At 74.2% G+C, this 21,535-nt stretch carries 19 protein-coding genes and 1 pseudogene; 6 read left to right on the top strand and 14 right to left on the bottom strand.

Annotated elements, in window-relative coordinates; translation table 11 throughout:
* Window positions 1-112: 112 nt before the first annotated feature.
* Window positions 113-1,042 carry a polysaccharide pyruvyl transferase family protein gene (locus tag ACH4VX_RS25025; protein WP_398370461.1) on the top strand — a complete coding sequence of 310 codons (930 nt, stop codon included), beginning with the start codon at window positions 113-115 and terminating at the stop codon, window positions 1,040-1,042.
* 306 nt (window positions 1,043-1,348) lie between these two features.
* Here ACH4VX_RS25025 and ACH4VX_RS25030 read toward each other — a convergent pair whose 3' ends face one another.
* The 6 genes from ACH4VX_RS25030 to ACH4VX_RS25055 form a co-directional block, all read right to left on the bottom strand.
* Entirely contained in the window at window positions 1,349-2,353 is a 1,005-nt protein-coding gene (locus tag ACH4VX_RS25030; protein WP_398370232.1) for a glycosyltransferase family 9 protein, read from the bottom strand.
* A gap of 132 nt (window positions 2,354-2,485) precedes the next feature.
* Complete coding sequence (locus ACH4VX_RS25035; RefSeq protein ID WP_398370234.1) at window positions 2,486-3,445, bottom strand: glycosyltransferase; 960 nt, start codon at window positions 3,443-3,445, stop codon at window positions 2,486-2,488.
* Window positions 3,442-4,437: a glycosyltransferase family 9 protein gene (locus ACH4VX_RS25040; protein WP_398370236.1), complete on the bottom strand. Its 996-nt coding sequence runs from the start codon at window positions 4,435-4,437 to the stop codon at window positions 3,442-3,444. The genes ACH4VX_RS25035 and ACH4VX_RS25040 overlap by 4 nt, the downstream gene beginning before the upstream one ends.
* Window positions 4,434-5,018, bottom strand: coding sequence for a D-glycero-alpha-D-manno-heptose-1,7-bisphosphate 7-phosphatase (locus ACH4VX_RS25045; protein WP_398370238.1), 585 nt, complete (start codon window positions 5,016-5,018; stop codon window positions 4,434-4,436). The genes ACH4VX_RS25040 and ACH4VX_RS25045 overlap by 4 nt, the downstream gene beginning before the upstream one ends.
* Window positions 5,015-6,022, bottom strand: coding sequence for a glycosyltransferase family 2 protein (locus ACH4VX_RS25050; protein ID WP_398370240.1), 1,008 nt, complete (start codon window positions 6,020-6,022; stop codon window positions 5,015-5,017). The genes ACH4VX_RS25045 and ACH4VX_RS25050 overlap by 4 nt, the downstream gene beginning before the upstream one ends.
* On the bottom strand, window positions 6,019-6,159 hold the full coding sequence (locus ACH4VX_RS25055) for a hypothetical protein (RefSeq protein WP_398370242.1): 141 nt from the start codon (window positions 6,157-6,159) through the stop codon (window positions 6,019-6,021). Before ACH4VX_RS25055 ends, ACH4VX_RS25050 begins: the two co-directional genes overlap by 4 nt.
* Before the next feature lie 377 nt (window positions 6,160-6,536).
* On the opposite strand from ACH4VX_RS25055, the gene ACH4VX_RS25060 reads away from it, so the two are divergent.
* Window positions 6,537-6,977: an SRPBCC family protein gene (locus ACH4VX_RS25060; protein WP_398370244.1), complete on the top strand. Its 441-nt coding sequence runs from the start codon at window positions 6,537-6,539 to the stop codon at window positions 6,975-6,977.
* Between the two features lie 14 nt (window positions 6,978-6,991).
* On the opposite strand, the gene ACH4VX_RS25065 is transcribed toward ACH4VX_RS25060, so the two are convergent.
* The 4 genes from ACH4VX_RS25065 to ACH4VX_RS25080 all read right to left on the bottom strand — a co-directional run bounded on the left by ACH4VX_RS25065 (window position 6,992) and on the right by ACH4VX_RS25080 (window position 12,181).
* On the bottom strand, window positions 6,992-8,143 hold the full coding sequence (locus ACH4VX_RS25065; RefSeq protein WP_398370246.1) for an XdhC family protein: 1,152 nt from the start codon (window positions 8,141-8,143) through the stop codon (window positions 6,992-6,994).
* 167 nt (window positions 8,144-8,310) lie between these two features.
* Window positions 8,311-10,734 (bottom strand): xanthine dehydrogenase family protein molybdopterin-binding subunit, encoded by a 2,424-nt coding sequence (locus ACH4VX_RS25070; RefSeq protein ID WP_398370247.1) that lies wholly within the window; start codon window positions 10,732-10,734, stop codon window positions 8,311-8,313.
* A gap of 2 nt (window positions 10,735-10,736) precedes the next feature.
* Window positions 10,737-11,291, bottom strand: coding sequence for a (2Fe-2S)-binding protein (locus tag ACH4VX_RS25075; RefSeq protein ID WP_398370248.1), 555 nt, complete (start codon window positions 11,289-11,291; stop codon window positions 10,737-10,739).
* Window positions 11,291-12,181: an FAD binding domain-containing protein gene (locus tag ACH4VX_RS25080; RefSeq protein ID WP_398370249.1), complete on the bottom strand. Its 891-nt coding sequence runs from the start codon at window positions 12,179-12,181 to the stop codon at window positions 11,291-11,293. The genes ACH4VX_RS25075 and ACH4VX_RS25080 overlap by 1 nt, the downstream gene beginning before the upstream one ends.
* 344 nt (window positions 12,182-12,525) lie before the next feature.
* Between ACH4VX_RS25080 and ACH4VX_RS25085 the strand changes: the two genes are divergently transcribed.
* Together ACH4VX_RS25085 and ACH4VX_RS25090 are read left to right on the top strand one after the other, a co-directional pair.
* Window positions 12,526-14,199 carry a PucR family transcriptional regulator gene (locus ACH4VX_RS25085; protein WP_398370251.1) on the top strand — a complete coding sequence of 558 codons (1,674 nt, stop codon included), beginning with the start codon at window positions 12,526-12,528 and terminating at the stop codon, window positions 14,197-14,199.
* Window positions 14,200-14,359: 160 nt separating this feature from the next.
* On the top strand, window positions 14,360-15,127 hold the full coding sequence (locus tag ACH4VX_RS25090; protein ID WP_398370462.1) for a hypothetical protein: 768 nt from the start codon (window positions 14,360-14,362) through the stop codon (window positions 15,125-15,127).
* 442 nt (window positions 15,128-15,569) lie between these two features.
* Here ACH4VX_RS25090 and ACH4VX_RS25095 read toward each other — a convergent pair whose 3' ends face one another.
* Window positions 15,570-16,412, bottom strand: a complete 843-nt coding sequence (locus tag ACH4VX_RS25095; protein WP_398370252.1) for a GntR family transcriptional regulator — start codon at window positions 16,410-16,412, stop codon at window positions 15,570-15,572.
* A gap of 167 nt (window positions 16,413-16,579) precedes the next feature.
* Here ACH4VX_RS25095 and ACH4VX_RS25100 point away from each other — a divergent pair, with 167 nt between their 5' ends.
* Together ACH4VX_RS25100 and ACH4VX_RS25105 are read left to right on the top strand one after the other, a co-directional pair.
* Window positions 16,580-17,443, top strand: a complete 864-nt coding sequence (locus ACH4VX_RS25100) for a (2Fe-2S)-binding protein (protein WP_398370253.1) — start codon at window positions 16,580-16,582, stop codon at window positions 17,441-17,443.
* A 313-nt stretch (window positions 17,444-17,756) separates the two neighbouring features.
* Window positions 17,757-18,800 (top strand): DUF2637 domain-containing protein, encoded by a 1,044-nt coding sequence (locus ACH4VX_RS25105; RefSeq protein WP_398370254.1) that lies wholly within the window; start codon window positions 17,757-17,759, stop codon window positions 18,798-18,800.
* 37 nt (window positions 18,801-18,837) lie between these two features.
* Here ACH4VX_RS25105 and ACH4VX_RS25110 read toward each other — a convergent pair whose 3' ends face one another.
* From ACH4VX_RS25110 to ACH4VX_RS25120, 3 genes and pseudogenes are all read right to left on the bottom strand, one after another.
* Window positions 18,838-19,239 (bottom strand): ATP-binding protein, encoded by a 402-nt coding sequence (locus ACH4VX_RS25110; protein WP_398370255.1) that lies wholly within the window; start codon window positions 19,237-19,239, stop codon window positions 18,838-18,840.
* A gap of 234 nt (window positions 19,240-19,473) precedes the next feature.
* Entirely contained in the window at window positions 19,474-20,931 is a 1,458-nt protein-coding gene (tnpB, locus tag ACH4VX_RS25115; RefSeq protein WP_398370256.1) for an IS607 family element RNA-guided endonuclease TnpB, read from the bottom strand.
* Window positions 20,928-21,506: pseudogene (locus ACH4VX_RS25120) on the bottom strand (IS607 family transposase). The gene tnpB and the pseudogene ACH4VX_RS25120 overlap by 4 nt, the downstream one beginning before the upstream one ends.
* Window positions 21,507-21,535 lie beyond the last annotated feature (29 nt).

Below are 21,535 nucleotides of genomic sequence, written 5' to 3' on the forward strand. Positions count from 1 at the left end.
GAGCGGGCCCGGCACCGGGCACGGCGGACGCCGGCCCCGCGGTCCCGCGCGCGCTGACGCGCGGCCGCCGGGCCGGTTGCCTCCCGCCGGAGCGGGGCACTCGGTGCGCACTGTGTACGGACGAGAGCGATCGGGGCCGCGAAGGGTCCTGCTGACCGGGTGGTTCAGCTTCCGGGACGGGGAGGCGACCGCCGGGGACGTGCTGGCGCTGCGCCGCGTGGAGGAGGTGCTGCGGGGCGCCGGGATGGCGTACGACGTCGTGTGGAGCCCCGGTTTCCGGCCGGAGGCGCTGCACTTCGACGACGTACGGTCCGGTGACTACTCGCACCTGGTGTTCGTGTGCGGGCCGCTGCACGGGCCGCAGGTCGAGGAGTTGCACCGGCGCTTCGCGCACTGTGTGCGGATCGCGGTGGGAACGTCGGTGATCGACCCGGGCGGCGCCGCCGTGACCGGCTTCCACCGCGTACTGGCGCGGGACGCCCCCGGCAGCGAGCCGTCCGAGGACCTGGCGGCCCGCGCCCCGGCGGTGCCCGCGCGGCCCGTGGTCGGGGTGATCCTCGCCCACGGGCAGCGGGAGTACGGGCCGCAGCGGCGGCACGAGCAGGTCGCGGAGCAGGTGACGCGCTGGCTGGCCGGGAAGGACTGTGCCCGGCTGGAGCTGGAGACCCGGCTGGACACCCGTGACTGGCATCTGAGCGCGACGCCGGCGCAGGTGCAGTCGGTGCTGGCCCGGCTCGACCTCGTCGTCACCGACCGGCTGCACGGGCTGGTGCTGGCACTGCGGGTCGGCACGCCGGTGCTGGCGGTGGACCCGGTGGCCGGCGGCGCCAGGGTGACCGCGCAGGCCCGGGCCTGCGGCTGGCCCGCGCTGCTGACCGCCGAGCGGCTGGACGCGCGCCGGCTGGAGCGGTGGTGGGACTGGTGTCTGACCTCGGGCCGGGTGGCCGCCCGGCAGATACGTGACGCGTTCCGTGAGGGGCGGGTGCCGGACGGGGCGGACCGGCTGGTGGAGGTGCTGGCGCCGCGCGCCGGCGCCGGTTAGGCGGAGCGGCCCCCGGACGTCCTCGCCCGTGCGGTCGTCGGGGCGGAGACGGCGTCCACCGGCCGGCTCCCTGATCGCGAACAGCGCGTCCTCGACGGGATCGGGCGGGCGCTCAGCCGCGACCGTCGTACGGACCGGTGGCTGCGCACTGCCTTGCGCCGACCGGCCCCGCGCCGGGAGCGGACCCCCACGGCACATGTCCGCGATCCGCGGGCGGGAGGGCCCGCGCGCGAACACCTGCCGGTCGCTCCCGGCCCGCCGAGGCGGGTCCCGACGGCGCACGTCCGCGATCCGCGGGCGGGGCGGTCATGGTGTGGCCCCCCGTGCCGGGGGCCGGCCGCCGGGGAGCCGGGCGAGGGCGCGCAGGACCTCGTCGGGGGTGACGCGCAGGAGGGCCGGGCCGGGACGGCGGCCGTGGGGGTCGCCCTCCGGGCCGTGCCACAGGGAGATGTGGCGGGGGTGTGCGGGTGGGCCCCACCGGGCGGGCGGGACCGGGCCGAAGAGGGTGACGGTGGGGACGGCGTGGGCGACCGCCAGGTGGGCGATTCCGGTGTCGCCGCTGACGACGGCGCGGGCGTCGGCGACGAGCGCGGAGAGCCGGTCGAAGGGCAGGCCGCCGGCGAGGACGTCGGTGTCGGGCAGCCGGGCCTCCTCGGCGAGCCGCGCCACCAGGTCGTCCTCGTCCGCTCCCCCGGTGACCACCACCCGCAGCCCGCGCCCGCGCAGGGCTCCCGCGACGGTCGCGTACCGCTCCACGGGCCAGCGGCGCGCGGGCGCTCCCGCGCCGGGGTGCAGGACGACGGCGCCGGGGGCGGGGGTCGCGGTGGCCGGACGGGGCAGCAGCAGGTCGGTGGGGTCGGCGTCGATGCCGTACGAGTGGAGCAGCCGGCACCAGCGGTCCCGTTCGTGTTCGTCCGCGTACCAGGGCGGGCCCTCGATCTCCGGGGTCCCGGGATGCGCGAACGCCAGCAGCCGCGGGGGGCGCAGCTCCTGCAGCAGGCGGTGGCTGGGCGGCCCGTTGCCGTGCAGGTCCACGGCGACGTCCGGGGGTGGGCCGGTCCAGTCGAGGGTGCGGGGTACGGCCCGCCCGGGCGCGGAGGCGGGCAGCACCCGGTCCACCGCTCCCGTGGCCCCGGCGACCGGCGCGAGCCCGGCGGGCGCCGCCAGTACGAGTTCGTGCCCGGGAAACCCCCGCCGCAGCGCCCGCAGCGCGGGAACCCCGGTCAGCAGATCACCGAGCCCGAGGGCGCGCAGCACCAGAAGCCGTGGCCGCGGGCCGGCGGTGTCCCGCCGTGCGGACGTGGAGGACACCGCGCCGGCGCCACCCGACGCCGGACCGGACCCGCTCCCCGAGGCCGTGGACACCCGCTCCTCACCCGGCCCGGCCGCCGGCGCCGCCGAGCGCGGCGAGGGGGTTCGCGTGACCGGACACCACGGCGATCCTCATCGGGTCACCTCTTTGAGCAGCCGCTCCCAGTCGTCCAGGAAGCGGGACAGCCCGTAGCGGGCGAGCACCGCCGCGCGGGCTCGCTCACCGGTGCGGCGGGCGAGCGCCGGGTCGGCGACGAAGTCCCGTACGGCGTCGGTCAGTACGTCGACGCGGTTGGACACCACACCGGCGCCGGGCGGTACGGCCTCGGTGACCTCGGTGGTGGCGAGGGCGACGACGGGCATGCCGAGGTGCATCGCCTCCAGCAGGGACAGACCGAGGGAGGTCCAGCGCACGGGGTGGACGTAGACCCTGCGGCGGGCCAGCGCCTCGTGCAGTTCCGCCTGCGTCAGTTCGTGCGAGCGGCAGCGGTCGGGGGGCAGGCCGAGGTGGCCGGCCAGGCCCCCGGTCCGCATGCCGAACACATCGAGGGGCGCGGCGGCGGCGAAGGCCGGCAGCAGGTCGGTGCCGGTGGTACGGCCGCGCCGCACCGGCTCGTTGACGACGACGGCGGCGTGCGGGAGTTCGCCGGTCCACAGCGGTCCGGGGTCGACGATGCCGTGCTCGATGACGGTGGTGGGGGTGCCCCGGTCGTCCCACATCAGGCGGTTGAAGTGGGTGACGTGGACGAGGGTGACGCCGGGGATGTCCGCGGCGGGGTGCGGGGTGTCGGGTACCCCGGGCGAGCTGCCGTGCGGGGCGTTGTGCTCCAGGTGGACCAACGGCGGGCGGCGGCCCAGCCACCGGTCGACCAGGGCGAGTTCGTGCGGCCGTTGCAGGATGACGACATCGATGTCCTGGTCGCGGAGGCGCTCCGGGGGCACCTCGACGACCGAGTCGGGCCAGTCGAAGGTGCGGGCGCGGCCGAGGCCGTCGGGTCCGCGGTCCGGGGTGACGGGGACGACGTAGGTGTGCGGGCCCCGCACGAAGGCCGTGGTCCACGACCCGTGCACATGCCACAGCAGGATCCTCATGTCACCTCCACGAGCTTGTCGACCGCCGCGACGACGTCGAACGCGGTCACGGTGTCCAGGCAGGGATGCCCGGGTACGGGGCAGCGCCGGGCGCGGGTCCCGGCGCACGGTGCGTCCTGGTCGCCGAGCAGGACGTACGGCACCCCGTACGGCCGCCAGCGCTCGGCGGGGACGACCGGCGCGAACAGGGACACCACCGGCGTGTCGACGGCGGCGGCGAGATGGGCGGGGCCGGTGTTGCCGGTGACCACGCAGGCGGCCCCGGCGAGCACTCCGGCGAGTTCGGCGGCTCCGGTGCGGCCGCCGAGGTCGACGGCCCGGTCGCCGGCGACGTACGCGGTCAGGTCCCGCTCCCCCGTGCCACCGGTGACGACCACCCGGCGTCCGGCGGCGGCGAGTTCACGCACGGCTTGCGCGCACCGGCCGGGGCTCCAGGCGCGGGCGGGGACGCTGGCGCCCGGGTGGACGACGACGTACTCCCCTTCCCCCGAGCCGGTCAGCGCACCGGTCGCGGGCGGCGGGAGCACCCGCGGCCGTCCGTCGTCGACCCGGGGGAAACCGGCGGCCTCGGCGAGGTCGAGCGCGGCCTCGGCCTCGTGGGCGTGGGGGGCGCGGTGGTGGCGTACGTCGAGGAGGGAGCCGGGGTGGTCCTCGCTGTCGGCGGCGATGAAGCGGACGCCGGCCAGGCGCAGCAGCAGGGCGGTGGGCAGCGGGCACTGGTGGAAGGAGGTGAGGACCAGCGCGCTGTCGGCGTCGACGGCGTCGACGATGCCGTCGATGTCCTCCCGGCTGACCTCGGGCGGCCGGAACCCGGTCCACGGCGAGTCCCAGACGAGCACCTCGTCCACCCCGGGCAACAGCCGCGCGGCGGGCGCCCCGTGCGGCCCGCACAGCAGGGTCACGGTGTCGGCGCGGGCGGCGACGGCCCGTACGGCGGGTCCGGCGAGCAGCACGTCGCCGAAGCCGTCGAGCCGGGTGACGAGAGCCTTCACACGGACCTCCCCCGCAGCGGGCGCCCGGTTCCGCGGGCGCCCGCGTCCGGCCGGTCCCAGGGTGGGGTGGTGAGGCGCGTGTGTACCGCCGTCGGCAGGTCCGGGGCCGCGTGGGGAGCGGTGGAGGTCTCCTCTGGGCGGGTACCCGGCGTGGGGACGAGGATGGCGTGGGCACCGGCGCGTCGCGCGGCCTCCACGTCGGCGCCGATGTCGCCGATGACGACGCAGTCGGCCGGGTTCGCGCGGATGCGTCCGGCGGCCCAGAGGATCATGCCCGGCCGGGGCTTGCGGCAGTGGCAGCCGTCGTCGGGGCCGTGCGGGCACATGGCCCAGACGTCGAAGGGACCGAGGAGTTCCTCGACGCGCCGGTTGACGCGGCGGGCGTCGGCCTCGGTGAGCAGTCCGCGCGCGATGCCGGACTGGTTGGTGACGACGCCGGTGCGGATACCGCGGGCCCGGAGCGCGTCGAGCGCCTCGCGGGCGCCGTCGACGGGCCGTACCAGGTCGGGGTCGGCGTTGTAGGGGACGTCGTGGACCAGTGTGCCGTCGCGGTCGAACAGCACCGCCTCCACCGGGCTCATCGGGCCACTTCCTGCCAGGCCGGGGCGTTGCGGTGGCGCCAGGCCCCGGCCAGCCGGTGCCAGGTCGCGGCGGGCGGGATGACGACGCTGGTGGCCAGCATGGTCGTCACCTCGTCGCGGGAGCGCGGACCGGGCACGATGCGGGCGCGGGCGAACTCGGCGGTTCCGGCGGCCCAGCCGAGCGCGCAGGCGGTGGCCGCCCGGCGGTGCCCGGCGACGGCGAGGGCACAGGCGGCGGCGCCGGCGGCGGTGATCGCGGCGTGCCGGCGGATCCGGCCGCGCGGCGCGACCGCCTTGTCCCACCAGTCGGGGCCGTGCAGCCGCCGCATCAGGGCGTCGTCGGCGTTGCCGCGCTGCTGCTTCACCGACGCCCAGCGGGAGGCGGAGCGCACCGGGTGGAGCGTGGTGCGGCGGCCCTTGCGGATGCGCCAGCCGGCGTCGAGGAGGCGCAGCGCGAGGTCGGCGTCCTCGCGGAAGGCGCGGGGGAAGCGTTCGTCGAAGCCGCCGACCTGCCGGAGGGCCTCGGTGCGGTAGGCCATGTCGGCGGTGATCCAGCGGGCCCGGGCGAGTCCGGCGGTGCCGCGTTCCCAGTCGGTGGGGCGGCGCCCGCCGGGCAGCGGCACGGTGATGACGCCCTGGATCCCGGCGGTGTCGGGGGACGCCTCCTCGAGGTCCTGGACGAGCTGTGCGCACCAGTGCGGCCCCACCTGGACGTCGTCGTCGAGGAAGGCGACCCAGGGCGTGGTGACGGCGCGCAGTCCGGTGTTGCGTGCGGCGGCGGGCCCCCGGCCGCCGCCGGTGGTGACGGTGGTGGTGCGTTCGCGCAGGTCACCGAGGACGGTCAGCGCGTGGGCCGACGCGTCGGGCGCGGGATCGGGGTCGGGCCGGTCGTCGACGAGGACGATCTCGTCGGGGCGCGGCCCGTGCGCCGCGGCCAGCGCGGCGAGGCAGTCGGCGAGGGTGTCCCGCAGCAGGGTGGGGATCACGACGGCGTACGACGTCATCCGGACGCCCTCCCCCCGCGCACCGCGCGGGGCCCGATCGCGAGCAGGCCGTCCTCCTCGGCCGCCGCCACCGTCCGGCCGTCGACGGGCGGCGCGGCGGGGGCGTGGAACAGGGCGTCGGTACCGAGGATGCGCATGGGGGTGTGCTCCGTCCCTGCGGCATGTGAGTACTGCGGGGCTGCGGGTGCCGCACCCGCGGCTGTCTCAAACTCTTGGAGACAACTCGCACCGTTTCATCCCGGTACACATCTGTATGCATCAACGTCGGGGAGCGGGCAACCGTGCGGATCGGGACGGGTGGAGCGACACGGGGGTCACGGGCCGCGAGAACCGGCCCGCGACGAGCTGCACGTGCCGGAGCGAACAGCCCGGTGACGGCCCTCCCGCTCCTCGGTCTCCACGACGGCACGGTCCCGGCCGTTCCCGGCGTCATCGCCGAGCCGGGGACTGGGCCGGGCGGGTGACCCGTACCCGGAGGTGCCGACGGGCCCGGCGGGTTTCCTAGGATTCCCCCGTGGCCACCTTCCAGCTCCAGCGCACGGCGCCCCTCTCCCCCGACGAGGCCTGGCGCCGACTCACGACGTGGCCCCGCCACGGAGAGGTGGTCCCGCTGACCCGGATGACGGTGACCACTCCCCCGCCCACCGGCGAGGGCACGAGGATCGTCGCCCGCACGGGCCTCGGCCCGCTCTCCTTCGACGACCCGATGGACGTGACGGTGTGGCGGCCCCCGCAGGGCGGCTCCCCGGGGTACTGCCGTCTGGAGAAACGCGGCCGTGCCGTCACCGGCTGGGCGGAGATCGAGGTACGGCCGGGGCCGGGCGGCCGGGCACGGGTGACCTGGCGGGAGGACATCCGGGTCCGCTTCCTGCCCGCCTTCTGCGACGCGGTACTGGCACGGGCGGGCCACCGGGTGTTCGGACGGGCGGTGAACCGTCTGCTGCGGCAGGCGTGACGGCTCCGGGGCGCTCAGGCCACCGGACCGGCCCGGCCCGCGTGCCCGGACGCGCCGTCGTGGTGGATCGGGGCGCGGGCCCCGGTGAGGGGCGCGCCGCTGCCGCCGCGCCGGTCGGCGACGATCTCCGCCGCGATGGACAGGGCGGTCTCCTCCGGGGTGCGGGCGCCCAGGTCCAGGCCGATCGGTGACCGGAGGCGGGCCAGCTCCGGTTCGGTCACGCCGGCTTCGCGCAGGCGGGCGTCGCGGTCCAGGTGGGTGCGGCGGGAGCCCATGGCGCCGACGTACGCCACCGGCAGCCGCAGCGCGAGCCGCAGCAGCGGTACGTCGAACTTCGTGTCGTGGGTCAGGACGCACAGCACCGTGCGCGCGTCGACGCACGTGCGCTCCAGGTACCGGTGCGGCCACTCGACGACGATCTCGTCGGCCTCGGGGAAGCGGGCCTTCGTGGCGAAGACGGGCCGCGCGTCGCACACCGTGACGTGGTGGCCGAGGAACTTGCCCACCCGGACCAGTGCCGACGCGAAGTCGACCGCACCGAAGACGATCATCCGGGGCGGGGGGACGGAGGACTCGATCAGCAGGGTGAGCGGTGCTCCGCAATGCGAGCCCCGCTCTCCGATCTCCAGGGTGCCGGTGCGGCCGGCGTCCAGGAAGGCGCCCGCCTCGGCGGCGACCGTGCGGTCCAGTTCCGGGTGGGCGCCGAAGCCGCCCTCGTACGAGCCGTCCGGGCGGACCGTCAGTGCGCGGCCCGTCAGCTCCGTCGGGCCCTTCACGATCCGCGCCACCGCCGCCGCCTCCCCTTGCGCGGCGGCGGCGAGCACCGACGCGAGCAGCGGGCGGACGGGGTCCGCCGCCCGTACCGGGGTGACCAGGATGTCGATGACCCCGCCGCAGGTCAGACCCACGGCGAAGGCGTCCTCGTCGCTGTGGCCGAAGCGCTCCAGGACGGTGTCGCCGTCCCTCAGCGCCTGCTCGCACAGCGCGTACACCGCGCCCTCCACGCAACCGCCCGAGACCGAGCCGACGGCCGCGCCGTCGGCGTCCACCGCGAGCGCGGCCCCGGGCCGGCGGGGCGCGCTGCCGCCGACCGCCACCACGGTGGCCACCGCGAAGTCACGGCCCTGCCCGACCCACCGGTTCAGCTCCTCGGCGATGTCCAGCATCTCTCGGTCTCCTCAACTGCCTTTACTCGGAAGGTGCTTGTGCACAGCCGTCAGTGCACGCCCAGCCGGCTCCCGATCGGGGCGAGGGCGAAGTGGACCCGGAGGGGGTACCACCTGCCCACCCGTGCCGCCCCGGCGGCACGGGTGGGCAGGGGCGGCACAGGGGGTTACGAAGCCCCGGTGGTGAGGTGTTCCGGGCGGACCGGGGTTCTGTTCAGTTCCAGGCCCGTGGCGTCACGGACGGCCGCCAGGACCGCCGGGGTCGAGGACAGGGTGGGGGCCTCGCCGACGCCCCGCAGACCGTAGGGGGCGTGGTCGTCGGCGAGTTCGAGTACATCGACGGGGATGGTCGGGGTGTCGAGGATGGTGGGGATGAGGTAGTCCGTGAAGGACGGGTTGCGCACCTTCGCGGTCTTCGGGTCGACGACGATCTCCTCCATGACCGCCACACCCAGCCCCTGGGTGGTGCCGCCCTGGATCTGGCCGATGACGGACAGCGGGTTGAGCGCCTTGCCGACGTCCTGCGCGCAGGCCAGTTCGATGACCTTCACCAGGCCGAGCTCGGTGTCGACCTCGACGACGGCCCGGTGCGCGGCGAAGGAGTACTGGACGTGGCCGTTGCCCTGGCCGGTGCGCGGGTCGAAGGGTTCGGTCGGCCGGTGCCGCCACTCCTCCTCGGTCTCGACGGCCTCGTCGCCGAGGACGTCCACCAGGTCGGCGAGCACCTCGCCGCCGTCGGTGACGACCTTGCCGCCCTCCAGGAGGAGTTCGGCACTCGCCCAGGCCGGGTGGTACGACCCCAGCCTGCGCCGGCCCAGCTCCAGTACCTGCTCGCGGACCAGCTCGCAGGCGTTCCTGACCGCGCCGCCGGTGACGTACGTCTGCCGGGACGCCGAGGTCGAACCCGCCGAGCCCACCCGGGTGTCGGCGGGATGGATGGTCACCCGGTCGACGCCCAGCTCGGTGCGGGCGATCTGCGCGTGGACGGTGACCCCGCCCTGGCCGACCTCCGCCATCGCGGTGTGCACGGTGGCGACCGGCTCACCGCCGACCACCTCCATGCGGACCCGGGCGGTGGAGTAGTCGTCGAAGCCCTCGGAGAAGCCGACGTTCTTGATGCCGACCGCGTAGCCGACCCCGCGGACGACGCCCTCGCCGTGCGTGGTGTTGGACAGGCCGCCCGGCAACTGGCGCACGTCCACGCCCTCGCTGCTCTCCCACTGGCGCTCCGGGGGCATGGGCATCGCCTTGACGCGGCGCAGGAGTTCGGCGACCGGCGCCGGGGAGTCGACCGGCTGCCCGGTGGGCATGAGCGCGCCCTGCTCCATGGCGTTGAGCTGCCTCAGCTCCACCGGGTCCATGCCGAGCCGTGCCGCCAGCTTGTCCATCTGCGCCTCGTACGCGAAGCACGCCTGGACCGCGCCGAAGCCGCGCATGGCGCCGCAGGGCGGGTTGTTGGTGTAGAGGGCGATCGCCTCGATCTCGACGTCGTCGACGACGTACGGGCCGACCCCGAGCGAGGAGGCGTTGCCGACCACGGCCGGGGAGGCGGAGGCGTACGCGCCGCCGTCGAGGACGATGCGGCACTTGACGTGGGTCAGCCTGCCGTCCGCCGTGGCCCCGTGCTCGTAGAACAGCTTGGCCGGGTGGCGGTGGACATGGCCGAAGAAGGACTCGAAGCGGTTGTAGACGATCTTGACGGGTTTGCCGGTGCGCAGGGCCAGCAGGCAGGCGTGGATCTGCATCGACAGGTCCTCGCGGCCGCCGAACGCGCCGCCGACACCGGCCAGGGTCATCCGTACCTTGTCCTCGGGCAGGCCGAGCACGGGCGCGATCTGGCGCAGGTCGGAGTGGAGCCACTGGGTGGCGATGTAGAGGTGGACGCCGCCGTCCTCCTCGGGCACCGCGAGGCCGGACTCGGGACCGAGGAAGGCCTGGTCCTGCATGCCGAAGGTGTACTCGCCCTCGACGACGACGTCCGCGCGGCGCCGGGCCGCCTCCACGTCGCCGCGCACGATGGGCTGGCGGTGGACGACGTTGGGGTGCGGGACGTGGCCGCTGACGGGGGTCCCCCCGGTCGAACGGAGCTGAGGCCGGGGGAGGTCGTCGCGGTTCTCGTGGACGAGGACCGCATCCGGGGCGAGGGCGGATGCCTCGTCGGTGATCACGGGGAGCTCGCGGTAGTCGACCCTGATCCTGGCTGCGGCGCGACGGGCGGTCTCCGGGTGGTCGGCGGCGACGATGGCGACCGGTTCGCCGTGGTGGCGGACCTTGCCGTGCGCGAGGACCGGGGTGTCCTGGATCTCCAGGCCGTAGTTCCTCACGTCGGTCGGCAGGTCGTCGTACGTCATGACCGCGTACACGCCGGGAAGTGCGAGGGCCTCGCTCGTGTCGATCGACAGGATCTCGGCGTGGGCGACGGTGGAGCGCAGGATCTGGCCCCAGAGCATGTCCTCGTGCCACATGTCGGAGGAGTACGCGAACTCGCCGGTGACCTTGAGGGTGCCGTCGGGGCGGAGGGTGGACTCGCCGATGCCGCCCCTGGTCCCCGAGCCCTGCGTGAGGGCGGTGGGAATCCCGTTCGTGGGCATGCTCAGACCTCCTCGGGCCGGCGGGCGGCCGCCAGGCGGACCGCGTCCATGATCTTCTCGTAGCCGGTGCAGCGGCACAGGTTGCCCGACAGTGCCTCGCGGATGTCCGCGTCGGTCGGGTCGGGGTTGCGCTCCAGCATCTCGTCGGCGGCGACCAGCAGGCCCGGCGTGCAGAAACCGCACTGGACGGCGCCGGCGTCGATAAACGCCTGCTGGACCGGGGCCAGTGCACCGCCCTCGCCGGTCTGCGAGTCGGTGCCCGTGACGTCCGGTGAACCGCCGCAGGAGCCGGTACCGCGGGAGCGCTGCCCGGCGAGGTCCGCCAGGCCCTCCACGGTGACGACCTCGCGGCCCTGGACCTGCCCGGCGGCGACGAGACAGGAGCAGACGGGCACGCCGTCGAGCCGGACCGTGCACGACCCGCACTCGCCCTGCTCGCAGGCGTTCTTGGAACCGGGCAGGCCGAGCCGCTCGCGCAGCACGTACAGCAGGGACTCGCCCTCCCAGACGTCGTCGGCTTCCTGGGGGCGTCCGTTGACGGTGAAGTCGAGTCGCATCACGCGGCTCCCTCCGTGGTGCGGTGGGCGCCGCGGTACGACTCCCAGGTCCAGGTCAGGGTGCGGCGGGCCATGACACCGACCGCGTGACGGCGGTAGCCCGCGGTGCCGCGCACGTCGTCGATCGGGTTGCAGGCGGCGGCGCACAGGTCGGCGAACCGCTTCGCGACGGACGGGGTGATGACCTTTCCGTTGTCCCAGAAGCCGCCCTCCTCCAGCGCCGCGTTCAGGAACTCCTCGGCCGTCCGGGCCCGGACGGGCGTCGGGGCGGCCGAACCGATCCCCGTCCGCACCGTCCGCGTCCCGGGATGCAGGGCGAGGCCGAAGGCGCACACGGCGATGACCATGGCGTTGCGGGTGCCGACCTTGGAGTACTGCTGCGGGCCGTCGGCCTTCTTGATGTGGACGGCGCGGATCAGCTCGTCGGGCGCCAGCGCGTTGCGCTTCACACCGGTGTAGAACGCGTCGATGGGGATGCGGCGCGATCCGCGCACCGACTCGACCTCGACCTCGGCCCCGGCGGCGAGCAGCGCCGGGTGGGCGTCGCCGGCCGGGGAGGCGGTCCCGAGGTTGCCGCCGACGCCGCCGCGGTTGCGGATCTGCGGGGAGGCGACCGTGTGGGAGGCGAGGGCGAGGCCCGGCAGCTCGGCGCGCAGGTGCTCCATGATCTGCGCGTACGGGACGGAGGCACCGAGCCGTACGCTGTCCTCGCCGACCTCCCACTCGTACAGGTCGCCGACGCGGTTCAGGTCCATGAGGTACTCGGGCCGGCGGTGGTCGAAGTTGATCTCGACCATCACGTCGGTGCCACCCGCGATCGGCACAGCGGCGGGGTGCTCGGCCTTCGCGGCGAGCGCCTCCTCCCAGCCGGCGGGGCGAAGGAAGTCCATGACCGGCTCCCTTCTTCGTCTCGTGGGGCGTACGGATCGAGCCAATCCATGTGCGGCGGGCCCGGCTCGTCCATGTGCGGTTCACTCGGAGTGCGGCCAGTACACCGCTGTGCGCTCCGCGGGGTCAGTCACGGAAACCATGAAGGAGTTGGCTGGCCAGCGAGGGCATCTTGTAGATTCGTATGAACGGAGGTCCTCTGTGACCTCCCCACCCTCCTCCGGAAATCAGGGGACACGGTCCAGGACACGGCCGACACCGCTGATCAGCCACCCGACGGGCCCTCTCCGGAGGATCCCTCCACGGTCCATCGCCGGCATCGAGACAAGAAACGACGGAGACGAGAATGCGGCTGCGCGCACTGCTGGACACCGACGCGCTGGGCCTGAGGCTGCTCGGCGGCGAGGACGAGCTGGAACGCGGTGTGCGCGGGGTGATGACCACCGACCTGAGAGACCCCAGCCGCTATCTCTCCGGCGGGGAACTGGTGCTCACGGGCCTGGCCTGGCGCCGGGACGCGGCGGACTCCGAACCGTTCGTACGGATCCTGGCGCAGGCCGGGGTGGCCGCCGTCGCGGCCGGTACTGCGGAGCTGGGCGACGTGCCGGACGACCTGGTCACGGCCTGCGCGCGCCACCGGCTGCCGTTGTTCGCGGTGCACGAGTCGGTGGCCTTCGCGGCCATCACCGAGCACGTCGTACGGCAGGTGTCCGGCGAGCGCGCCGGTGACCTGGCGGCCGTGGTGGACCGGCACCGGCGGATGATGACCTCCGGTCCGGCGGGCGGCGGCCCGGAGGTCGTGCTCGACCTGCTGGGCTCGGACCTGGACCTACGGGCGTGGGTGCTCTCGCCCGCGGGCCGGCTGATCGCGGGGTCGAAGGCGGCGGGCCCGTCGCTGCCCACCGACGTATGCGCACGGCTCGCCGCGGAGCAGTCGGCGGCCGCCCGCACCGGCCGGCCCGGCCCGCACCGGGTCACCCTGGGCCAGACGACGTACAGCCTCTTCCCGGTGCGCGGCAGCGGGCGTTCCGCGCCGGCGCCACGCGATGTGCGCGAGACGGTGCTGTCGGACTGGGTGCTGGCGGTCGAGGCGGACGCCGGGGACTGGGCCGAGGAGCGGCTGGATCTGCTGCACGGCGTCACCCAGCTGATCGCCGTCGAGCGGGACCGCAGGAACGCGGCGCGCACGGTGCGGCGCCGGCTCGCGCAGGAGGTGCTGGAGCTGGTGCAGACGGGCGCCGCGCCCGCCGAGATCGCGGCGCGGCTGCGGGTGGCCGCGCCGGTGCTGCTGCCCGGGCTCGGGACCGCGCCGCACTGGCAGGTCGTGGTGGCGCGCGTCGACTGGGACGGCGGGGAGGTCGACGGCGGGCCGGTGGCCCGGGCCCTGCTGGAGGAGATCCTGGTCGACCCGGCGTCGACGGGGCCCGAGCACTCCGACCGCATCGCGGTGGCCCACACCGGCGACGAGGCGATCGCCCTCGTACCGCTGCCCGCGGCGACCGGCGAGCACGACGACTCCGGTACCGGCATCCTCGCCGACGTGCTGCTCGAATCCGTACGCGACCCGCTCACGGCCGGGCTCGACGGTGACGGCCGGCTCACCCTCGGCGTCTCCGCCGCCGTGCACTCGGCGGAGGGGCTGCGCGGGGCGCTGGAGGAGGCACGGCACGCCCGGCGCGTGGCCGCGGCCCGCCAGGGCCGGGTCTGCGCGGCCGGCCACCAGGAGCTCGCCTCGCACGTCCTGCTGCTCCCCTTCGTCCCCGACGACGTACGGCGCGCCTTCACCGCCCGCCTCCTCGACCCGCTGCGGGACTACGACCGCCGGCACCGCGCCGAGCTGATCCCCACCCTGGAGGCGTTCCTCGACTGCGACGGCTCCTGGACCCGCTGCGCGTCCCGTCTCCACCTGCACGTCAACACGCTGCGCTACCGTGTCGGCCGCATCGAACAGCTGACGGGTCGTGACCTGTCCCGCCTGGAGGACAAGCTGGACTTCTTCCTCGCGCTGCGGATGAGCTGAATCCGTCCGGGCCCGGGCCCGCGATTCGGGCCCGTGATCCAGGACTTTGTGAAATCCTTCACCCACCCTCTTGGCCGGGCCCGGTGGTTCGTGCTGAGATGCGGCCACCACTCAACAGCTCGATGGCGTGCTCGGGGAGGGCAACGTGGCGCATACCGCCATGTCCGGTGACGGAACGACCGCCGATGACGATCCCCTCCAGACGGCGGTGTGGCGGTTGCGCTCCCGTGCCTGCTGGGCCGACGCCGCCGCGCTGCTCCGGCCGGCCGGCCCAGACGCGGCGCTGCAGCGGGCGTCACTGCTGGTGGAGCGGTGTCTGTACACCGAGGCGGGGTGGGAGGAGGCCGAGGACGCGCTGCGTGCTGCCGAGGCGGCGGCGCACAGCGACGACGAGCGGGGGGCCGCCGCTTGTGAACGCGGGTACTTGGCCTACGCCGCCACGCTGTTCCAGGTCCGCGACCGTGCCGACGAGGCGCGGGCCGCGCTCGGCCGGGCGGCGGCGCTGATCGCTCCGGGCGCGGCGGGGCGGGCACTGCTGGACTTCCGGCGCGGGCTGATCGCCGAGAACCTCACCCGGTCGCCGCAGGCGGCGCGGGCCGCGTACCGGCGCGCCCACGCGGGCGCCACCGCGCACGCCGACCCGCTGCTGCTCTCCGCCACCTGGCGCCACCTGGCCGGACTCGCCCTGCGCGAGGGCGAGTTGGCGGAGGCCCGGCACGGCTTCGCCGAATCCCTGCGCATCCGCGAGGAGCTGGGCTACCTCGTCGGCACCGCCCCGGCCCTGGTCTCCCTCGCCGACACGGAAACCGAACCGGAGGCCTCCCGCCTCCGCGAGGAGGCCCGCCGCCTCTTCCGCCTCCTGGGCGGCGTCCCCACCTGGCTGGCCCACCAGCTCACCCCACCGACCCCGGGGACGGCGACGGCGTAGCGGATTCGGCCCGTCGCCCGATCCCGGAGCGAATTCAGCCCGTCCGGCGTTCGAGGACGAGGCCCGCAGGGCCGACGGGGGTCCGGGGCTCAGCCCCCGGGAACGGGGCGAGGGCCCGGGGACGGGACGGGGATCCGGGGACGGGACGAGGATCCGGGGACGGGGCGCAGCCCCCGGGGACGGGAGCCCGGAGACAGGACGCGGCCCCCGGGGACGGGAGCCCAGAGACGGGACGCAGCCCCCGGGGACGGGAGCCCAGAGACGGGACGGGGGCCCGGGGACGGGACGCAGCCCCCGGGAACGGGAGCCCGGAGACGGGACGCAGCCCCCGGGAACGGGAGCCCGGGGACGGGACGCAGCCCCCGGGAACGGGGGCCCGGAGACGGGACGGGGAGGGGCGGCGGGGGCGGAAACCCGGCAGCGGTCGCCCCGACCGCCCCCCTCAGACCGTTCCGTTGAAGTGCTCCCCCACCAGCGACCGCACCACATCGAAATCGCCCGCGATCAACGCGTCCAACAGCGCCGTGTGTTCGTGGGCGTCAGCCACCAGCTCCGCCCGCCCCCGCGCACCGGGAGCACCGCCGGCCAGGGGCCACTGCGCCCGCCGGTGGAGGTCCTCGGCGATACGGACCAGCTGTTCGTTCCCGGCAAGGGCGAGCACCGCGCGGTGAAAGGCACGATCCACCTCGGCGTACGTCGCCCGGCACCCGGACGACGCCGCGCGGACCGTCGCCTCGGCCAGCGGCCGCAGTTCCGCCCAGCGCTCGGCCGGCACGGTCCGCGCCAACCGCATCATCACCGGAACCTCGATCAGCGCCCGGACCTCGGCGAGCTCGGCCAGTTCCCGCGCGCCCCGTTCGACGACCCGGAACCCCCTGTTGGGCACGACCTCCACCGCGCCCTCCAGCGTGAGCTGCTGCATGGCCTCCCGCACGGGCGTGGCGGAGACGCCGAACCGCTCCGCCAGTACGGGCGCGGAGTACACCTCGCCGGGCCGCAGGTCACCCGCCACCAGCGCGGTGCGCAGGGCGTCGAGGATCTGTCCGCGCACGGAGGACCGCTGGACGGCGGCCCGGGGCCTGGGAAGGGCGGGTTCGCCGTGCGTGTGCTCACCGCGCGCGGCGCCGCCCTCGGCACGGTCCGGCCGGTCGCGCAGGCCGTACCGGTCGCGCTCCCGGTCCGCGTCCCGGTCCGCCGGCTGGACGGGCACCCGGAAACGGCCCATGGCGGCCGGGCCGGTCACCGTGTCCTCCGGCGCCGCGGAGCCCTGCGTGCCCTGCTTCACAAGGTCCTCCTGCGGACGTTTCGGTACTTGAGGTCATTACGGCGGGTTGTCACCTGTCCGTCAAGCACCATAAGCGCACAGGGGCGCCAGTTCACATCTCCACGATCTTCGGTAAGGTGAGGCTTACCTTTATTGCCCTGCTGCTCGAGACGTGAAGGGGTGCTCCCATGCCCGTGCCCGGTTCGGCCGTCGCGGACGCGTACGCCCGTCTGGCGGAGGCGTTCCCCGCCCTGGGGATCACCGAACTCGGCACCGGCGAGGCGGCGCCCCGGGGCGGCGGCTGGGTCGCCGCCTCGGAGCTCGCCGAGGGCGGGACAGAGCTGGAACGATTCCTCACCTGGGACGACACCCAGGTGCTGCGGGACTACGGGCAGCAGGGCCGTCCGGACGTGATCGCCAGCTTCGGCCTGCACCGCTACGCCTGGCCCGCCTGCCTGCTGATCACCGTGCCGTGGTTCCTGCACCGCCGCGTGCCGCGCTACCCCGTGACGCACGTCTCGTTCGACCGCACCGCCGCCGGCCTCGCCGTCGGCCGCATGGCCGTACGGCCCGACGGCTTCGCCTGCCTGCCCGGCGATCCCGCCGCCGCGCTGCCCGGCGCCCGGGTGGTGCCCGACGAGGAGGCACTGCGGACGGAGGTGCGCGCGGCGGTCGCCCAGCACCTCGAACCCGTGCTGACCGGTTTCGGCCCCCGGATGCGGCGTCGCGGCCGGGCCCTGTGGGGCATGGCGACCGACGAGATCGTCGAGAGCCTGCGGTACGTCTCCCAGCTGCTCGGCGAGGAGGAGCGGGGACTGCGGGAGCTGGACCTGCTGCTGCCGGGCGCGACCAAGCCGTACGTCGGCGCGGCGGCCTTCCGCCGGCCGACCGGGCCCGACGGGGAGCCGGCGCCCGCCACCCGGGACCGGATCAGCTGCTGCATGTTCTACACGCTGCGCCCCGAGGACATCTGCGCCACCTGCCCGCGCACCTGCGCCACCGGGCGGACGACTGAGCGGACGACCGAGCGGGCCACCGCCGTGGCCGCGTAGGCGAGTTGACACCGCGTCGGACAGCGGCACCCTGCCCGGCGCGTAAGATCATCCGCTGAGTACGCCACAGAGGTCACAAGGGCTTCACGATTCCCTCACCCGTCGCGGGAACTTTCCGTGGAACCACCCGTGCGGGTAGTCTTATTCGAACTCAACTCCCGCCCCTCACGCGGCAGTTCGAGCAGAACGCCGCCCTGGGCACCCCCTCGCACTTCCTTGGCGGCCTCTTGCCCCGAAACCCCCTGAGGGCCGCTGGGATTGGGCCACTATGGCGGGCGTTACACGCCCTATCCCAATGCAAGGGACCCCTTAGATGAGACTGACCGACATATCGCTGAACTGGCTGCTTCCGGGCGCCGTGCTGCTCCTGGGCATGCTGGCGGCGGTGGCGGTGCTGGCGCGCGGGAAGCGCTCCTCGGTCAAGAGCACGAGTGCGGACGACTCGTGGGAGCGCAGCGAGGAACGTCGCAGGCGCAAGGAGGCCCTCTACGGCACCGTCTCCTACGTCCTGCTGTTCTGCTGTGCGGCGGTGGCCGCCGCGCTCTCCTTCCACGGCCTCGTCGGCTTCGGCGAACAGAACCTCGGCCTGTCCGGCGGCTGGCAGTACCTCGTCCCCTTCGGCCTGGACGGCGCGGCGATGTTCTGCTCGGTGCTCGCCGTGCGCGAGGCCAGCCACGGTGACGCCGCCCTCGGTTCGCGGATACTCGTGTGGACGTTCGCCTTCGCCGCGGCCTGGTTCAACTGGGTGCACGCTCCCCGGGGCCTCGGACACGCGGGCGCCCCGCACTTCTTCGCGGGCATGTCCCTGTCGGCGGCGGTCCTGTTCGACCGCGCGCTGAAGCAGACCCGCCGGGCCGCCCTGCGCGAACAGGGCCTGGTACCGCGCCCGTTGCCGCAGATCCGCATCGTCCGCTGGCTCCGCGCCCCCCGGGAGACGTACGGGGCCTGGTCGCTGATGCTGCTGGAGAACGTGCGCAGCCTCGACGAGGCGGTCGAGGAAGTACGCGAGGACAAGGTCCGCAAGGACGCGGCGAAGCAGCGCAGGCGGGACCAGCAGCGTATGGAGCGGGCCCGGCTGAAGGCGATCAGCCGTGGCCACCGCGGTCTCGTGGGCCGGGGCGGCGGACGCGAACTGGAGGCTCCCACGGTGGAGCGCGACTCCGACGTGGTCTCCGCGGAGCCTGCCATACCGGCGCCGGAGGCCCTGCCCGTCCGCGCGCGTCACTCCCTGCAGCCGGTACGCACCGGCGCTGACCCGAAGACCGTCGACCTCACCGCCGAGGACGACACCCAGGCCCTGCCACGCCTGGACTCCCTGGAGCGCAAGCTCAAGGATCTGGAGCAGCAGTTCGGCTGACGCCCTGACGCGGCCTGAAGGGTGCGGACCGCACCCTTCAGGCCGCGTCCGCGTCGAGTTCGAACCAGACGGACTTGCCCACCCGGTGCTTCCTGACGCCCCATCCGTCGGCGAGGGACTCGACCAGCACCAGGCCCCTTCCGTGCGTGCCGTCGTCGGTGCTCGGTACCCGCGGCCGGGGCTCCCGGTCCACGAAGTCCCGTACCTCGACCCGTAGTCCGCGGGGCCCGACGGTGGCCGTCAGGACCGCCTCGTGGTCGGTGTGGACGAGCGCGTTGGTGACGAGCTCACTGGTGAGCAGCTCCGCGACCTCGGAGCGCTCCGGTGTCCCCCAGTGTCTGAGCAGTTCCCGCAGCGCCCTGCGGGACTCGGGCACCGCCCGCAGGTCCGCCCGCCCCAGTGTGCGCCTCAGCCGATCCGCCGAAGCCTGACTCTTCATGGCCCCCGCCCGCGTGCCGATGTCGATTCCCCCTGTACTCGAACACCTTCACGGGAATCCTTGCCCGGCCACCCACCCGCCAGTCATGCCGGGCGGTCACGAACGGTAGTTGGCCGAAGTGCGATGGCCACGCAGATGGCCGCCCAAATGCGGGGCCGTCCTCCCGACCCGTTGCTTTAATCATCGAGTGATCTCAGCAATTCCGGTGTTTCCACTGGAATGGTCCGTAACGGGTCACCAGAGCGGGAGTTGTGCCCTGGTGACCTGTTGACGGTCTCCCGTTTCCTTCCCGGCCCGGGGGCCGGGGATTGTGCCACCTGCCCGCCCCGTTCCGGCCTTGCGGCGCGGTCGGGTGCTGCGGGTCTTGTGGTCGGCTCCACGGGGCTTCGACTCCGCCTTGGCGGGGTCCAGGTCTCCGGCCACTCCGGTATCTGTGGTGCGGGCCGCGAGGGCGACCAGGTTGTGTCCGGCGTTCGCGTCCCGGTCGATGACCAGTCCGCAGTTGTCACACGCGAAGACGCGCATGCCGAGGGGCAGCTTGGCTTTCACCGCACCGCAGCAAGAGCAGGTCTTCGAGGAGGGGAACCAGCGGTCGGCGACGACGAGCCGCGTGCCGTGCCAGCGGGTCTTGTAGGCGAGCTGGCGTCGGATCTCGCCGAACGCGGCATCCGCGACGCGGCGGGACAGGCGCCGGTTGCGGCCCATGCCGGCAACGTTGAGGTCTTCGACGACGATCGTGCCGTACTCGCGGGCAAGACGGGTCGTCATCTTGTGGAGGGTGTCCTCGCGGAGGTTCGCGACCCGGTGGTGCACCTTGTTCCGGGCCCGGTTGGCCTTCCCCCAGCGCTTCGACGCCTTCTGCCCGGTGCGCCGGTCCGGTCCCTGGCGGCGTGAGACGACGCGGCCGGCGCGGCGCAGCTGCTTGTGCGCGCGGTCGAGGTGGCGTGGGTTGGGTTCCGCGGCGAGGACGCCGTCGCTGTCCGCGAGGACGGCGAGCGTCTTGATGCCGAGGTCGACACCGACCGCCGCGTCGGGACGGGCGACCTTCACCAGCTGGTGCTTCTCCTCGACCTGCAACGACACGAACCAGCGCCCCCGGTCCAGACGCACCGTCGCGGACAGGATCCGCAGGTGCCCGGCATCGGCGAGGGCCCGCAGGCGGGAGGCGCTCTCGTGGAGGCGGACGCGGCCGATCCTGGGCAGGGTGATGTGCCGTCCGTCAGGTTCGATACGGATCGTTCCAGTGGTGAACCGGCAGGTCAGGCGCGCTTTCCGCTTCGATTTGAAGCGCGGGAGGCCCATCTTGCGGCCCTTGCGCCTGCCGCTCCTGGACTTCGCGTAGTTGTCGAACGCCGCCGACGCGCCCGCCAGGCCGGTGTTGTATGCCTCCTTGGAGTTCTCCTCCCACCAGCCGGCGAAGCGCGGGCTGGTGCGCTTGCCCTCGTTGAAGGCCTTGCGCAGCGAGGGCAGCGACCATGACCGCCACGGTGTCAGCTCGTCCTCGGTAATGCCGTACGACTGCTCGGCCCTGCGCTGCCACCACGCGGCGGTGATGTAAGCGACCGCCCAGTTGTACGCCGCCCTCGCGGCACCCGCGTGCAAGCACAGGCGGCGGCCGGCGGTGGCGTTCGGGTCCAGTGCGAGCTTGTACGCGAGGACGGTGAAACCCGGCTGCGGCGTGAACTTCTTCATCCGGCCACCTGCGCACCGGTGGCAACGGCGATTGCCCGGGTGGCGCGGTTCTTCGCGGAGCGCCGGCCATACAGGCGCGCGCACATCGAGGTCAGGACCTCGGTGACATCCCGTACGAGATCGTCGGCGGTCTCCGCCGGGTCAAGGACGAGCAGGCGCCGCCCCGAGGCCGAGAGGGCGGCCTCCAAGTGCTCGACGCCGAACCGGGCGAGGCACTCACGATGCTCGACCACGATCGTCCCCACACCCGGGTCGGCGAGCAGCCGGTGCAGCTTGCGACGACGCCCGTCCAAACCGGAGCCGACCTCCGTCACCACGTCGGCGACCACCAGACCCCGGGACATTGCCCCCTGAACGGTCCGGGCGACCTGGCGCTCCAGGCCCGCTTTCCGGTCACCGGACGAAACACGGCAGTACACCACGACCCGCCCGGCGGCCTGCGGGACGGACTCGCTCACCAGTCATGTACCCGACGGCGTCTGGACGACAGGAACCGGCATACGGCCCTCCCTCGCCCAGGTCCACGCGGTCTGGTAGTGCACGCCGTTGCGCGCCGCCCACTCGGAAAGCTTCACATCATCAAGATATTCACTGATGAAACCGG

It is taken from the genome of Streptomyces sp. NPDC020731 (genome assembly GCF_044334705.1).
Taxonomy (GTDB): Bacteria; Actinomycetota; Actinomycetes; order Streptomycetales; family Streptomycetaceae; genus Streptomyces.